General features: G+C 45.9%; 14 protein-coding genes. 3 read left to right on the top strand and 11 right to left on the bottom strand.

What is annotated here, in order from left to right; genetic code table 11:
- Window positions 1–7: 7 nt before the first annotated feature.
- From GCU39_RS24730 to GCU39_RS24705, 6 genes are all read right to left on the bottom strand, one after another.
- Window positions 8–1,009 (bottom strand): sensor histidine kinase, encoded by a 1,002-nt coding sequence (locus tag GCU39_RS24730; RefSeq protein WP_152395890.1) that lies wholly within the window; start codon window positions 1,007–1,009, stop codon window positions 8–10.
- Complete coding sequence (locus GCU39_RS24725) at window positions 1,010–1,693, bottom strand: response regulator transcription factor (RefSeq protein ID WP_152395889.1); 684 nt, start codon at window positions 1,691–1,693, stop codon at window positions 1,010–1,012.
- 126 nt (window positions 1,694–1,819) lie between these two features.
- Complete coding sequence (locus GCU39_RS24720; RefSeq protein ID WP_152395888.1) at window positions 1,820–2,185, bottom strand: GntR family transcriptional regulator; 366 nt, start codon at window positions 2,183–2,185, stop codon at window positions 1,820–1,822.
- Entirely contained in the window at window positions 2,182–2,838 is a 657-nt protein-coding gene (locus GCU39_RS24715) for an ABC-2 transporter permease (protein WP_152395887.1), read from the bottom strand. The genes GCU39_RS24720 and GCU39_RS24715 overlap by 4 nt, the downstream gene beginning before the upstream one ends.
- The gene (locus GCU39_RS24710) at window positions 2,831–3,685 is read right to left on the bottom strand and encodes an ABC transporter ATP-binding protein (protein WP_152395886.1); all 855 of its coding nucleotides are present in this window, start codon (window positions 3,683–3,685) and stop codon (window positions 2,831–2,833) included. Before GCU39_RS24710 ends, GCU39_RS24715 begins: the two co-directional genes overlap by 8 nt.
- Window positions 3,686–3,925: 240 nt before the next feature.
- Window positions 3,926–4,261 carry a thioredoxin family protein gene (locus GCU39_RS24705; RefSeq protein WP_152395885.1) on the bottom strand — a complete coding sequence of 112 codons (336 nt, stop codon included), beginning with the start codon at window positions 4,259–4,261 and terminating at the stop codon, window positions 3,926–3,928.
- 204 nt (window positions 4,262–4,465) lie between these two features.
- On the opposite strand from GCU39_RS24705, the gene GCU39_RS24700 reads away from it, so the two are divergent.
- Window positions 4,466–5,764 (top strand): purine-cytosine permease family protein, encoded by a 1,299-nt coding sequence (locus GCU39_RS24700; protein ID WP_152395884.1) that lies wholly within the window; start codon window positions 4,466–4,468, stop codon window positions 5,762–5,764.
- A gap of 68 nt (window positions 5,765–5,832) precedes the next feature.
- Here the strand turns inward: GCU39_RS24700 and GCU39_RS24695 are convergent, their stop codons facing one another.
- From GCU39_RS24695 to GCU39_RS24685, 3 genes are all read right to left on the bottom strand, one after another.
- Window positions 5,833–6,666: a hypothetical protein gene (locus tag GCU39_RS24695; protein ID WP_152395883.1), complete on the bottom strand. Its 834-nt coding sequence runs from the start codon at window positions 6,664–6,666 to the stop codon at window positions 5,833–5,835.
- Window positions 6,667–6,885: 219 nt separating this feature from the next.
- Complete coding sequence (locus GCU39_RS24690; RefSeq protein ID WP_152395882.1) at window positions 6,886–7,935, bottom strand: phosphotransferase enzyme family protein; 1,050 nt, start codon at window positions 7,933–7,935, stop codon at window positions 6,886–6,888.
- 116 nt (window positions 7,936–8,051) lie between these two features.
- On the bottom strand, window positions 8,052–8,951 hold the full coding sequence (locus tag GCU39_RS24685) for a helix-turn-helix domain-containing protein (protein ID WP_193726615.1): 900 nt from the start codon (window positions 8,949–8,951) through the stop codon (window positions 8,052–8,054).
- A gap of 197 nt (window positions 8,952–9,148) precedes the next feature.
- Here GCU39_RS24685 and GCU39_RS24680 point away from each other — a divergent pair, with 197 nt between their 5' ends.
- On the top strand, window positions 9,149–10,258 hold the full coding sequence (locus GCU39_RS24680; RefSeq protein ID WP_152395880.1) for a sensor domain-containing diguanylate cyclase: 1,110 nt from the start codon (window positions 9,149–9,151) through the stop codon (window positions 10,256–10,258).
- A complete protein-coding gene (locus GCU39_RS24675; protein ID WP_152395879.1) occupies window positions 10,255–11,307 on the top strand; it encodes an MBL fold metallo-hydrolase in 1,053 nt (350 codons plus the stop codon). Before GCU39_RS24680 ends, GCU39_RS24675 begins: the two co-directional genes overlap by 4 nt.
- 52 nt (window positions 11,308–11,359) lie before the next feature.
- On the opposite strand, the gene GCU39_RS24670 is transcribed toward GCU39_RS24675, so the two are convergent.
- Window positions 11,360–11,890 (bottom strand): hypothetical protein, encoded by a 531-nt coding sequence (locus GCU39_RS24670; RefSeq protein ID WP_152395878.1) that lies wholly within the window; start codon window positions 11,888–11,890, stop codon window positions 11,360–11,362.
- 108 nt (window positions 11,891–11,998) lie between these two features.
- On the bottom strand, window positions 11,999–12,988 hold the full coding sequence (locus GCU39_RS24665; protein ID WP_152395877.1) for a hypothetical protein: 990 nt from the start codon (window positions 12,986–12,988) through the stop codon (window positions 11,999–12,001).
- Window positions 12,989–12,993 lie beyond the last annotated feature (5 nt).

Raw genomic sequence — 12,993 nt, 5'->3', positions numbered from 1 at the left:
CGTGCCATTAAATCACTTGCTTATAAAATTTAATCCGAAAATGCGTACCCTTCTCACCGTCGCTCGTTACATCGATCACGCCGTTCTGGCTGGCAATGATGCTGTGAGCCATCGCAAGTCCTATGCCGATGCTTCCTTCGCTGGCGTTCTTTCCTTTGTAAAAACGTTTGAAAATATAAGGCAAATCTTCTTTCGGAATGCCTTTGCCGTTGTCGGCAATGACGATTTCCGTAAATAACGCGTTTTCGGAATATGCGATGGTGATCGCTCCGCCTTCAGGCGTATGTTCTACACCGTTCTTCAATATATTGATGACCGCTTCAGCCGTCCAATTGAAATCGCCGACAAAAGAGACGTCGTCATCGCCCGCGATAGAAACTGACTGTCCCTTAATGTCCATCGGAATCATTACCGGCTCTAATGCTTTTTGAATCAGGTTTGTCACGGGAATTCGATCTTTTTTGAATGGGATGGTCTTCGCGTCAATTTTCGATAGCTTTAGTAAAGAAGAGACAAGCCAATCGATGCGTTCAAGCTGGACGCGAATATGATGGGTGAACTCCGATCTTTTGGCCGGAGGCAGGTCAGGGGCGCTTAACAAATCCGCCATTACCGTCATGGAGGTAAGCGGTGTTTTGAGCTGATGCGATATATCGGAGATGGCATCCGTCAGTTGAATTTTGTCCCGCTGTAGTAGCGAGCGGTGCTCCGATAGCATGAGCGTCACTTTGTAAATATCATTCTTGAGAATGCTCAGCTCGCCTTCTTGATTATCACGAACGTCAAGGGAATCATTGCCGTTGCTGATTTCCTGCAAATAGACGGACAGCTTTGCTAGCTCGCGATATCTCCATCTCGTGAATAACAAGCTCGCACCAGTAAGCAGCATGGATAGAATGAAGACGAGCGCCGCGGCAATAGCCGAAATGAAAGCAGCTGCAACGAGCGCCGCTAAGCTGATCAAGCCCATGAGGAGCAATAAACGTTGAATTTCTCGATTGCGCAGCATTTAATCACCAACCTTATAGCCTAAACCGCGTACTGTTTTGATCAATGTCGGATGCCCTGGATCATCCTCTAGCTTTTCCCTCAGCCTTTTGATATACACCGTTAACGTATTATCGTTCACGAAGTCGCCAGCCACGTCCCAGATTTGCTCTAAAAGCTGATTCCTTGTGAGAACCTGTCCAATGTGACTGCCGAAGATCAGCAATAAGCGATATTCCAAGGCGGTGAGCGAAATTTCGGTGCCGTTCTTATGCACTTTGCCTTCCAGCGTATTGATTCGGACATGGTCGATGTCGATGATCGATCTGACTTGGGATGGCTTCTGGTATCTCCGCAAGACGGACTTGATTCGGGACAGCAGCTCGCGAACTCGAAAAGGTTTGGTAATGTAATCGTCGGCTCCCATGTCGAGCCCCATCACGACATTGACCTCATCGTCGATCACCGTTAAGAAGATGACCGGAATGTCCCGCCGCTCCTTCACCATCTTGCACAATTCATAGCCGCTTCCATCCGGAAGCTGTAAATCGAACAAGCATAAAGCAAACTGATCGATGTCCTCAGTGAGCACCTTTTTGGCTGAGGCGACATCATGGCAGAGAACGGCCCAATAACCATCTTGCTGCAGCGAATATTCCAGTCCCGACGCGATTGTCTTATCATCCTCGACTAATAAAATTTTCATATGCAGATCATCCTTACGTTGTTCTTTATTCAATAAATTTTTCGCGATCATGTGTGATACGATTCACCTTAACATGCTATCGAACGAAAAGAAAGGCGCCCAATTCAGCGCCTGTTCAAATCACCGTTAATAAATCTTTTTCAGCAGCTCCATCACTTCGTCGAGGGTGAGGCCAAAAGATTTGTAGTATAATGTGTCGTTTGCCATTTGCTTCAGGATCATGTCGTTGCGTATTCGCAGCATTTCCTCTGATGAGAATTCGGCTACAAAACACCCTTTGCCTGTAACGGTATTGATTAACCCACTTCGTTCGAGCTCTTCCCAAGCTTTCTTAACCGTGATGACACTAACCCCAAGCTCCAGGGCAGCTTGTCGAATGGGCGGTAGACAATAGCCGCTTTCTAACTCGCCTTTCAGAATTTGAGCGCTAATTTGTTCGAAAAGCTGCTGATAAATCGGTTTTTCAGATGTGTTCGAGATCAATACGTTCATAATATCTCCACTTTTAGGAATCGTTTCACCGCAATCCGATAGGCTATCATGGTGAATGCAATAAATACCACAATGCCTGCGATCAGAATGGATAGTTGAAGCACCGTACTGTCAGCCCCAGAACCATTGAAGATGTCGTACACTTGCGGACTCTGGATTCCGACCCATTGGGCAACTCCAGCAAACAGCATAGCGGCCGTAATGGATGTGGCCGTGGCCCCGCCATACTTATACGCTGTCTTGTAATACATCGATATAAATACGATATTGAAGATCGCGATCATGACAAAACATAATCCCCAGAAACCCATGTGCGGTGCGTAGAAATAGTAGGTCAGATGCGGGTACAAGCGAAGCGTAATCATCCCATAGATCATTGCAATGACAAGGTACAATAATTCCATGATGACAATAACGGTCACCCTTGCTTTCACGATGTCTTTTTTGGATACGGGCATCATCGTGGTAAACATCAAATCGTTCTGCGTTCTGAATCCGCCAAACATGTTCGGTATCGTGATCCAACAAAAATACAGAGGAACGATAAAATAAATCCAACCGGGTACGAGCATTAAAGCGTTTATTACGAAAGGAAATACGAGAAACCAAGGATTAATTCCTAGTTTTAAATCCTTCATCACCAAATTATACATGCAAATCCTCCTTTTTCGCGAAATAAATCATGATCTCCTCGAGACTCGGCGTGGTGGCTTTGATGTTGGAAGATGGATCGAAGTCTTTGGCGTGGATCAATCCTGTAAAGCCGAATGAATTGATTTTGTAGGAAATCATCTGTTCCTTCACTTGGTCTAACTGGCTCTGGCTGCCACTAAGTAAACGATACGACTCCATAAAATCGTGTTTCTCAGAGCTGGCGATAATTTGCCCGTTTTCAATGAAGGTAATATAATCGGCGACTTTTTCCAAATCGGACGTTATATGCGTTGAGAATAGAATGCTGATCTCTCCATCAAGGACGAGCTCCTGAAAAATATCTAACAGATCGTCTCTTGCGACCGGATCGAGCCCGCTTGTCGGTTCATCCAGGATAAGAAGCTTCGCGCCATGGGACAAAGCAAGGGCCAAGCTGTACTTTACTTTCATGCCCGTAGACAATTCTGCGATTTTTTTGTTTTCATCCAATTTGAATCGTCTAAGATATTTACGATAGGTTTCATCATCCCAATTCTTGTAGAATTTCTGTATGACATCGGTCAACGTCTTGATCTTGCTGCGCGTATAGAAGTCGACACCACCGAAGGCGTATCCGATTTCTTGCTTTAATTCGATTTCGTGCTCGGCAATGTTCTTGCCCAAAATGCATACCTCGCCGCTATCGATATGAATCATATTCAAGATTGATCTGATCGTTGTTGTTTTCCCTGCGCCATTGGCACCGATAAACCCCATAATGTAGCCCTTCTCCAGTTGAAACGATACGTCTTTCAACTGAAAGTTAGGGTATTTCTTATTTAAGTTTCGAATGTCTAATGCCAGCATACTGTACCTCCTCATAAAATTGTGCATGTTGTGCATACACAATGTATCATGATCCATTTTGTGAAGTCAACTGGTTTTTAACCTAATTTTGGATATTTTTAATTTGAGCCCCGACCGGAACAGTCCGAACAAGCATGGAAAATGCCGCTGAAAGAACACGAAAACGTTCCTTTGAATCAGCGGCTGCATATGATTGAGTCCTTTTCGACAAGCCATTGTCCAACGGGACATAGCGCTTTTTTATCCCGTCACGAAATCATAGATCTTGCGGATTTTTTCGTCAAACAGATCCAGATGCACGATTCGCGCTTCTCGTATATATTCTTTGCCATCCACAAAGAGCAATAGGACAGGAATCGTGAAAATAGAGAACCTCCCGGCGACTTCTTTTACTTCTTGCGCATCGATAGCCCCCAGTGCGATTTCGGGGTATTTCATCATTAATCTCAGGACCTGTGGCTGTAATGCATGACAGACACTACAATCGGTGCCGAAAATAAAGAGAAACGATAGTTTATGGCGCTGGATAAATTCATTCGCTGACGCAATGCTTGTTAGTTGTTCGAATTCTCTCATATGTACCTCCGTTATTCATATATTTACCATAATTAAAAATAGAGTACCTATCATTGTACATTATGCCCAATCGAAGCCATCAATTTTTGGTCTCATTATACAATGACGCGAGACCTATCCTCACCTACAATAAGCACTGAAAGTAAGCGCTTTTATGAAGTGAGTTAAGGTGATCATAAAACCATACGAAATGAGGGCAAAAGTATGTCAACCGAAAATGTTGATAAAAAACTACTAGATCCGGAATTCGAACACGCACCTGTTCCTCAAGAGTATCGAAAAAAATTATCCTCTGTCGCAGCGGTCTGGTTTGGTTTCCCAATGGTTCTAACCAGTGCTGTCATTGGTGGACTGATTACAGCACAGCTTGGATTTAAAGCCGGTGCATTAGCCATGCTCCTTGGCAACCTGCTTCTGTTCGTCATGGTTGGTCTGCTAAGCTATGATGCTGGTCGTTCTGGGATGAACTTCTCGCTGACAGCGCAAAAAACCTTTGGACGCTCCGGTTATTATATCATTTCCGGTTTACTGTCTACGGTCGTTATTGGGTGGTTCGCCCTTCAAGTAGGCCTTACCGGTTCCACCATGCATGGATCATTTGGCGCCAGCCTTTTATTAATGACGATTATCGGCGGAGTCCTCTATGTCGCTATTACGTATGTTGGAATCAAAGCGTTGTCCATCCTTGGCTGGATTGCTGCACCTTTCTACATTATTATTGCGATCATTGTCATTGCTATGGCTGTAAAAAACGGTCGATCTGATATTTTGAATTACCATCCGCAAGTCACCGGCGCGATGTCTTTTGGAGCTGCTGTTACCTTAGTATTCGCTGGATTTGCCGATTCAGGCACCATGACAGCGGATTTCACACGTTGGGCAAAAAACGGCCGCGAAGGTGCTCTATCCGTCATTTTCGCTTTTCCCATCGGGAACTTCATTGCGGAGCTTGTTGGGGGGATTGTTGTAGCAACGGGAGTTATTCCTAATGCGACTTCTACTGGCGGCGACTTTATGTCTGTATTAGCGGGGCATGGTCCACTGCTCACGATCTTATCCATTCTGTTCGTATTTATCAATTTAGGTTCTGTAGGTACACACTGCTTGTATAATGGCGCTGTAGGCTGGTCACATATGACCGGTAAAAAAATGAGAACCATCACGCTTATTATTGGTGTCGTTGGACTTATCGCTGCGATATCCGGTATCTATAATCACTTTTTCGACTGGCTTGTTCTTCTAGGGGTCATTATTCCGCCAATTGGCTCGATTATCATTATGGACCGTTTGGTTTTACGCAAAAATAATTCTGCTGATCTAGTATCCTGGAGACCACTGGCATTTATCGTGTGGATCTTATCTGCAGCAATCTCATTAGTTGTAAACTTCTACGCACCGGAGCTATCCGTGGCTGTCGTTGGCCTTGTTACTTCTGCTATTTTCTATGCGATTGGCAGCATGATGGTCAAAGGAAATGCTCGGACGGTCAAGAATACCATGTAACGATTGTACTATGTCGTTGAAAAAGCCGATTCTTCTCCTCCTAACCAAGGTGAAAAATCGGCTTTTATCTACATTTTAAAATTGCGAAGCAAAGACGGCCATACGGAAATTTTCTCACGGCAGGATGGACATAATGTTTCCCCCGCTAAATAATGCAGATGCCCAACCAATGTATGCTCTCCGATCGCTGCCGCCCGCTCCGCTAGTACGCGTACTTCTTCATCTGCAAATGACGCTGCCGGAACGATTGGATGTGGTTCCTGGCCCGTATGAAAAACAGGATCATGTTCATAGGCTTGAAGAATTCCTGCAAGATCTTCGTTAGGCCATAAGAACACATCTTCCTCGCAAACCGGACACACGACCACATACTCATCACCGTTACTAAACGTCATCAACATGTTGGCAGGGATATATGAGCCCCGATAAGCAGCATCCGCAACAAGAATGTAACGCTTCTCTATCTCATCTATGGAAAGCTGGACTGTATAAGCAAATACTTCCTTTGTAAGCACCCTGAGCTTGCCAATTGCCTCTATATATTCACGATACATTTCCGTACAAACGGAGCTGCCTACATCCTCAGCTAATTCAGCCCAAGATGCTGGGAATGGCGCCTCATCTCGCCCATCACGGCTTGCCTCGATGATACCGCAATTGATAAACAGTTCTTTGCGCACTTCCGCATCCGATGTGGTGCATGCTAGCTGTGCCAAAAACGGCATCGCCGCGTAAGTGGCCGTATAGATCGTATTTTGATGGAACAAATACTCCTGAAAGAGTTCGTCAAAAACTTCCTGACTATATTCCTGCACCAGCTGCTGCAATAACACTGGTACGTTGTCTGCAGAACCATACGGTCCTGTCAGCTGTCCCCATATATCGCTATTCCACTTAAGCAAGCTTTCCCTCCGTTCCAAATTGCCAACTTCTAGAAATTCAACTTATTGTATCACATAAAATACACTGGAATCAGTGCCCAGGCATCCTAAATCTTCAATGTCTTCTTTGCGAAGTTCTGCTTGGAAAAGGAAAAAAGGCCCCTGCGAGGCAAAACTCACATGGGCTTTAGGATTTAGATCTGATTTATAGGGTGGAAGGGTCAAGCCGCAACAAAAAGACTAGATATTCCGTTCCTCATACGCAAAGGGTTCTTCACAAGAGTAAATGTCATGGAAAAAGCCCTTATACGGGATATCGTCTTCCAAACATTTTATGAGATACGACAGTTCCTCGTAACACTCAGGCTCTTCCCAATTGTTGCCCATATCCTCGAATCTGCCTAATATATTTTCCATAAGATTCACTTGGATAAATAAGGGCAATTTTTCGAGCATCGAATCTTCGATCCTGGTCTCAGATCTGTATCCCTCGAGGGCTGTTGTAAAATAATCATCCATAAACTTTTTGCGTTTGCCGGCATCAGGTTCAAATTGTATCCAACCCACTCCGCTTGACCAGAGACTGGCCAAGTCAAACATATACCAACAGTAACAAGAATTATCGAAATCATATACAGTTATATGTCCGGTATCAAAATCTATCGAATAATTCCCATCGTTGTAATCAAAATGGATCATACCAAAAGTCTCCTGGTCCCTATCCAATCCTTGTAAAGTATCAAGGAGCTCTACCATCTTCTCCTTAAGCAGAGATAAGGAACCCGGTATCAGTTTATCGATATATTCGGCATTGTATTTGTCAAAAAAGCTATTCCGGCGCTGGACAGGCGTATATCCTTTCGATATATGGTGAAGTTTCCCCAGGGTTTTGCCGCAGTTAAAATAATATTCGGTAATAGGAACCCCTTCCCGGTACCGATAATTATTTTCTACAAGCATTTTTCCCTTAGCCTTTTCGAACAGGCAGACAAAAAAGGTGTGGTGATTGTAGGTGATCTCCTCCAGCAGATTCCCATTCCGGGAGCCGATTACATTTGAGACACTGCCTCCATGCTCAAATAGATACTGAACAAATTCCACTTCGCCTAGGAAATCTTCTCGGCTCCTGTCTGGTAAGAAAGCGATTCGGAGTATTTTAGCGCCCTCGCCCTCTTTTTCACAGGTATAAACGACATTTCGCCCTCCATCATGTGCCGGAATCCGCTGGATTTCATAGCCTTCTAATCCGAATAACTCTGATACGACTGTAAGTAAATAGGTATCTCCGATTGCAACAACTTCGTTATAATTTATAACTATCTCTCCTTTTCGTACAAACCTCTATTGATGAATACAAAAAGAGCATACCTTAATTGCGGCACGCTCAATGGACTTTTTTGATCATCTTAGCTGTTTTTCACTCGGATGGGCGCAAACCATTCCATTTGGCAATACTCCCCATCATATGCATCCGTATCAATTTTTTCGAAGAAGAATTCGCTATCCAGAAGCTCATATCTCCCGTTGTGCTCCTTGGCAAGCCTGTCAATGGCAGTATACAGCGCCTCTGCGCGTAGTTCGCTAATCTCCTCGTAATGATGCTTCCCAATATACCGAAATCCGACGCACATAGTAGCTGGAACGGTATCGCCTGTCAAGCCGTCAGGAATATTGTTCAGATCCGTTACACGCATAGACGGCAGATAATACGTCCAACGAAGCGATGAATCAGGTGTCCTCGTTAGACCGTAATAGATATGGGGTTCCACCGGATTAGGCACATGGTGCCGCTTGTCCCACCAGAACTGTTTGGCCGCTTCGGGCGCTTGGGTCGGCGCTTCCGCGATCTCAATTTGATACCTTCGCCCGATGACATGAAAGGCTGGAATCATGACCAGCTCCGACCCGTATACCATATTTCCGCAAACATCGTTCTGAGGAAATAGATGCAGAGGAGGCGTTACGTGAATGTTCCGGCCGGATTCCCTGCATTCGCCAGGCGTTATCCCATATTCGCGTTTAAACGCGCGTATGTAGGTTTGTTCATGTTCATACCCGCATTCGATGGCAATGTCGAGGACCCGCTTATCGGTTTGCATTAGATTCTCCAGGCTGACGGCTAGCTTTCGAGAGCGGATATAGCTTTGTAGCGGCACGCCGAAAGCGAACTTGAAAAGCCGACGTAAATGAACCGTAGAGACTGGGAGATCGTTCAGATATTCTGTCTCGCTTGTACCAGAGACATTTTCTTCTATTCGAGATAGGAGTTCAGATAGAAGTTGATATGGTTGTATAGCCTTAGTCACTCTCCTAGTATGTTTTTGTTCCTTATCACTCTTCATGGAACATATTTACTGCTAGTGAAATCATACCACAAGATGGGATTAATTGTCGTTCCCCCTGCACCACCAGGAGCTCTGCTGACAAACCTAATTAAAAATGCTAGCATATTACCTAATAATGGCCGACAGATTACTTTGTGAAGCATGGAGGAATTGGGACGATGTTTGGGAACCGTCACCTTAAAGTCATCATGGAAATCCAACAGCAGATGCTGTTATCTAACTTTGATTTGAAACTGTTTATGCAGACGATCTGCGATCGGATGTGCTTATTAACCGATGCCGACGGTTCTACCATCGAGATGCTGGCAGGCGATGAAATGGTTTATGCCGCCGTCAGCGGCACCTTGCAGCCTCATCTCGGCATTCGAATAAATAAGAGCGGCAGTCTGTCGGGTCTATGCGTGACAGAGAAGGAAATCTTGTATTCGCCAGATACACAGCAGGACGATCGCGTCAACAAGGAAGCGACGATGAAAGTCGGCGCGCGGAGCATGGTCTGCGTTCCTCTGTTCGAATCTAGCAACGCCGTCGGCGTGTTGAAAGTCATCTCCGACCGCCCCGATGCTTTCTCCAGCCGCGATATCGAGACATTGCAGTTGTTATCGCTCGCCCTGGGCTCGGAGCTGGGCAAGCAAATCAACTACGACGACAAAATTCGAATTCTGAACGATTATGAGCAATTATTAGTTCAATTAAGAGCCGAAATTGAAAGACGCGAAAAACTAGAGAGCGAGCTCATTCAATTGACAGAGCGCGACATTCTGACGGGATTGCTGAATCGTAGAGGTTTTAGCGATCGAATTCAAGGCTGGATGAATCGGGCCAGTCGAGAGGAAGACTTATTCGGGGTGTTCTACCTCGATTTGAATAAGTTCAAGCAATGCAACGATACTTACGGACATGAAGTCGGCGATCTCGTGCTTGTAGAATTTGCGAATCGCATTAAGAATGCGGTTTGCGAATCTGATCTGATCGCACGCGTCGGCGGCGATGAGTTCGTGGTAGCGGCATGGCTGCAGAACGACTACGACGGCCTGGTGCAGGTTGCCAAGCGTTTGATCGAGCAACTAGAGTTGCCAATGCGGATTAAGGAGCTACAGCTGCCGATGTCTACCAGCGTCGGCTGTACACTATGGACAGATGGTAAGACGGAGCTCGACCTCATTCGCGCGGCGGACCAATCGATGTATCTCGCCAAGTCCAATGGCACCAATCGGATTGCGGTTAACGGGGAGCTCTTAGAGGAAGGAAATGTGAAAGCAATATGATTCCAGTATTCGGTGGCAACCCAAGTAACGCCCAAAAAGAACAATATAGCAGGTTTGATAACTATGTAAACGGGAAGTTTGTTAATCAGGTGCCAACCAGTCTAGCCATGAGCGCATCTGATTATTTCTCAATGATAAAGGATTCGATTTCAAGGGCTCCAGACCGCAAGCCTTCCGGTAAACTTCCTGTTACGAAATTGGACTGGAACAAGATCAAAAGTAAAGAAGATAGCTTAACTTGGTTTGGGCACTCTTCTTTCTTACTCAGTATCGATAATAAAAAGCTATTTGTAGACCCGATGCTTGGACCTGTGGCTTCACCTGTTTCTTTTGCAGGAAGCAAACGCTACAGCGAAGATATGCTGTATATTGTTGATGAATTACCGCCAATCGATGCGGTTTTTATTACCCATGATCACTACGACCACTTAGATTATCCCTCGATACGTAAGCTTAAGGACAAGGTCAGACATTTTTTTGTTCCTTATGGTGTAAGTGCTCACTTGCTCCGATGGGGCGTTGCAAAAGAAAACATTACTGAACTGAATTGGTGGGACGAAACGGAGTTCCAAGGTTTAACCGTTGTATTAACTCCTTCTAAACACTTCTCTGGAAGAGGGCTTTTTAATCGGGATACGACTTTATGGGGTGGATGGGTCATTCTCGGTAAGAAAACCCGTTTCTTTACCAGTGGTGATGGTGGCTACGATACGCATTTTATAGATATCGGGAAAAAGTATGGACCATTTGATCTAGCATTAATTGAAGGTGGGCAGTATGACAGGCGCTGGTCTTGGGTCCATATGACTCCTGAAGAAGCTGTGAAGGCTCATAAGGATGTAAATGGGAAAAATATGATGTTAATTCATTGGGGAGCCTTTACCCTTGCTTATCATGGTTGGACGGAACCGATCCGACGAGCCATAATCGAAGCAAAGAAAGCAAATGTGAACCTCGTTGCTCCTCAAATTGGTGATACCGTTGCTTTGAATGGGGAGATGAATGTTCCTGCTCTGCCATGGTGGAATAAACTCGTGAATCAAGGATAGCCCCTTGGTCCGTCCAAAAGGGCTACTCCTCTTCCGGTTACGGTGATTCACCCTATCTCGAGGCAGCTCCAGATGGCTTCATTAAGCCTTGAAAAGCGCCGAAAAACGGACTTACGGATTTGATCATGCCGAACCCTAACTTCATGACCGGGAAAAACCGCTGCATCATACCGAACAGCCGCATGCCGCCGCCCAACGCACCGCCGAACGATCCCGCAGCAGCGCCGCCAAGTCCGCCGATGCCGCCTAATCCCCCAAGCAGCGATCCCATCATCGGCAGAAAGGCCGATACCTTGGCTTCCGGCTTACGGGAGTGGGAACGGACGTAAGACTTGCGCGCGCCGCTTCGCCGACTACCGGGTCGTCTGCCCGAGGCATGGGAGCCGGCTCTGCGCTGACTAAGCCGGGAGCCTTGCTTCCCGGATGAGGTGCGCGGCCGAGCTCCGGCGCTAGCCAGCGTCAAGCCGCTGCTGTTGACGTCGGTAATGTAGCCGACGTAGGACTTTCCGCTATGCAGGGTGATGCATACCGGCCTACCCTGCAGCAGCTTGGCCCGTGCGAACGCCCCTTTGGATTGTGTCATTTAAGTTCACCTCGCTCACTGGTTATGGTTCATTGTACGCCAGTGGCGGGTTGCCCGCTTGTGCGCAAACCAATTCCCGAGTTCGGAGACTGATCCTTGACGTTTAAGTCACGGTTTCTTTAATGAAAACAGAATATAGATCGTATCAATTTCATGGGATTCTTCCAATACCCACGAGGTTTGGATTAGAATTCGCTGCAATCCCTCCAGCCCAAGATATCGGATTTGCACACCAATAAACTCTGTAAATCCCAGGTACCCCGGATTTACATGTTCCCGGTCGAAAATTAATGAACCGGTAACCCGGGCGTCCGCCGGGGAGTTAGTAAAGAAATGGTTTAAATTCTCAATAATATCTGAATCCGAACCGTACTCGAAAAGACCGCCCTCCGATGAACAGAGCTGAATCCAGCCGGAACGTTCCAGACTCATCTTTAATAATCCCTCTGGTTGGCTCCAGTTATAATGAATAGTATTGAGGGTAATGTCCAGACCATGGAAGCATTCCCCCGGCTGCTTCAAAACATCAATGCACCGTTTTGCAAAACTGGGGCCGTAGGTATCGATATCTAAAATGTTGATCTCAATCTTCCGTCCCTTAAGTAATTCCGGGTCTGATTCCTGAATTAGAATCAGGGTGTTAATACTGTCAGCAGCTGCCCCCCCAGCGATATTGAAGAAACAAAGGTTCCGTTCAGGGAATTGCTTGAGCTGGGGCTGCAAAATTTTCGACTGGCGTCGGCAAAGATCCCTCAGCCGGATCCGCAGTCCCATGAAAGAGGTTTGCTTCACCGCCCACTTGTCCCGGAAACCCAATTTTATCCCCCGGCTTAAGTCAGGGCCAAGTTTGTACAGCAAAGTACGCATGCCGCTAAGATAGGAATGATCAACATTCGACATTTTCACAAAGATATTCCGGATAAAGCCAGGCATCCGCTTTAATGATTCAATACTCCGGGCTGACTTGAGACAGCTTAAATGATACGCATGTTCATCAATGCTTGCGTTGAAAAGCGGATGAGTAATATCCAGGATCGGTAATTGAATTTCATTCTCGAAAACCGCATAGCGAATTCGCTGATTTTGATTTGCATTCATGGTTT

The sequence above is a fragment of the Paenibacillus guangzhouensis genome, assembly GCF_009363075.1.
GTDB lineage: Bacteria > Bacillota > Bacilli > Paenibacillales > Paenibacillaceae > Paenibacillus_K > Paenibacillus_K guangzhouensis.
Note: the sequence above shows the minus strand (reverse complement) of the source record. Positions and strands in the feature narration are given on the sequence as shown.

What these genes read in the sequence shown, in the direction of transcription:
- GCU39_RS24730 (WP_152395890.1), bottom strand. Translation starts at nt 1,009, where the DNA reads ATGCTGCGCAATCGAGAAATTCAACGTTTATTGCTCCTCATGGGCTTG.
- GCU39_RS24725 (WP_152395889.1), bottom strand. Translation starts at nt 1,693, where the DNA reads ATGAAAATTTTATTAGTCGAGGATGATAAGACAATCGCGTCGGGACTG.
- GCU39_RS24720 (WP_152395888.1), bottom strand. Translation starts at nt 2,185, where the DNA reads ATGAACGTATTGATCTCGAACACATCTGAAAAACCGATTTATCAGCAG.
- GCU39_RS24715 (WP_152395887.1), bottom strand. Translation starts at nt 2,838, where the DNA reads ATGTATAATTTGGTGATGAAGGATTTAAAACTAGGAATTAATCCTTGG.
- GCU39_RS24710 (WP_152395886.1), bottom strand. Translation starts at nt 3,685, where the DNA reads ATGCTGGCATTAGACATTCGAAACTTAAATAAGAAATACCCTAACTTT.
- GCU39_RS24705 (WP_152395885.1), bottom strand. Translation starts at nt 4,261, where the DNA reads ATGAGAGAATTCGAACAACTAACAAGCATTGCGTCAGCGAATGAATTT.
- GCU39_RS24700 (WP_152395884.1), top strand. Translation starts at nt 4,466, where the DNA reads ATGTCAACCGAAAATGTTGATAAAAAACTACTAGATCCGGAATTCGAA.
- GCU39_RS24680 (WP_152395880.1), top strand. Translation starts at nt 9,149, where the DNA reads ATGTTTGGGAACCGTCACCTTAAAGTCATCATGGAAATCCAACAGCAG.
- GCU39_RS24675 (WP_152395879.1), top strand. Translation starts at nt 10,255, where the DNA reads ATGATTCCAGTATTCGGTGGCAACCCAAGTAACGCCCAAAAAGAACAA.
- GCU39_RS24670 (WP_152395878.1), bottom strand. Translation starts at nt 11,890, where the DNA reads ATGACACAATCCAAAGGGGCGTTCGCACGGGCCAAGCTGCTGCAGGGT.
- GCU39_RS24665 (WP_152395877.1), bottom strand. Translation starts at nt 12,988, where the DNA reads ATGAATGCAAATCAAAATCAGCGAATTCGCTATGCGGTTTTCGAGAAT.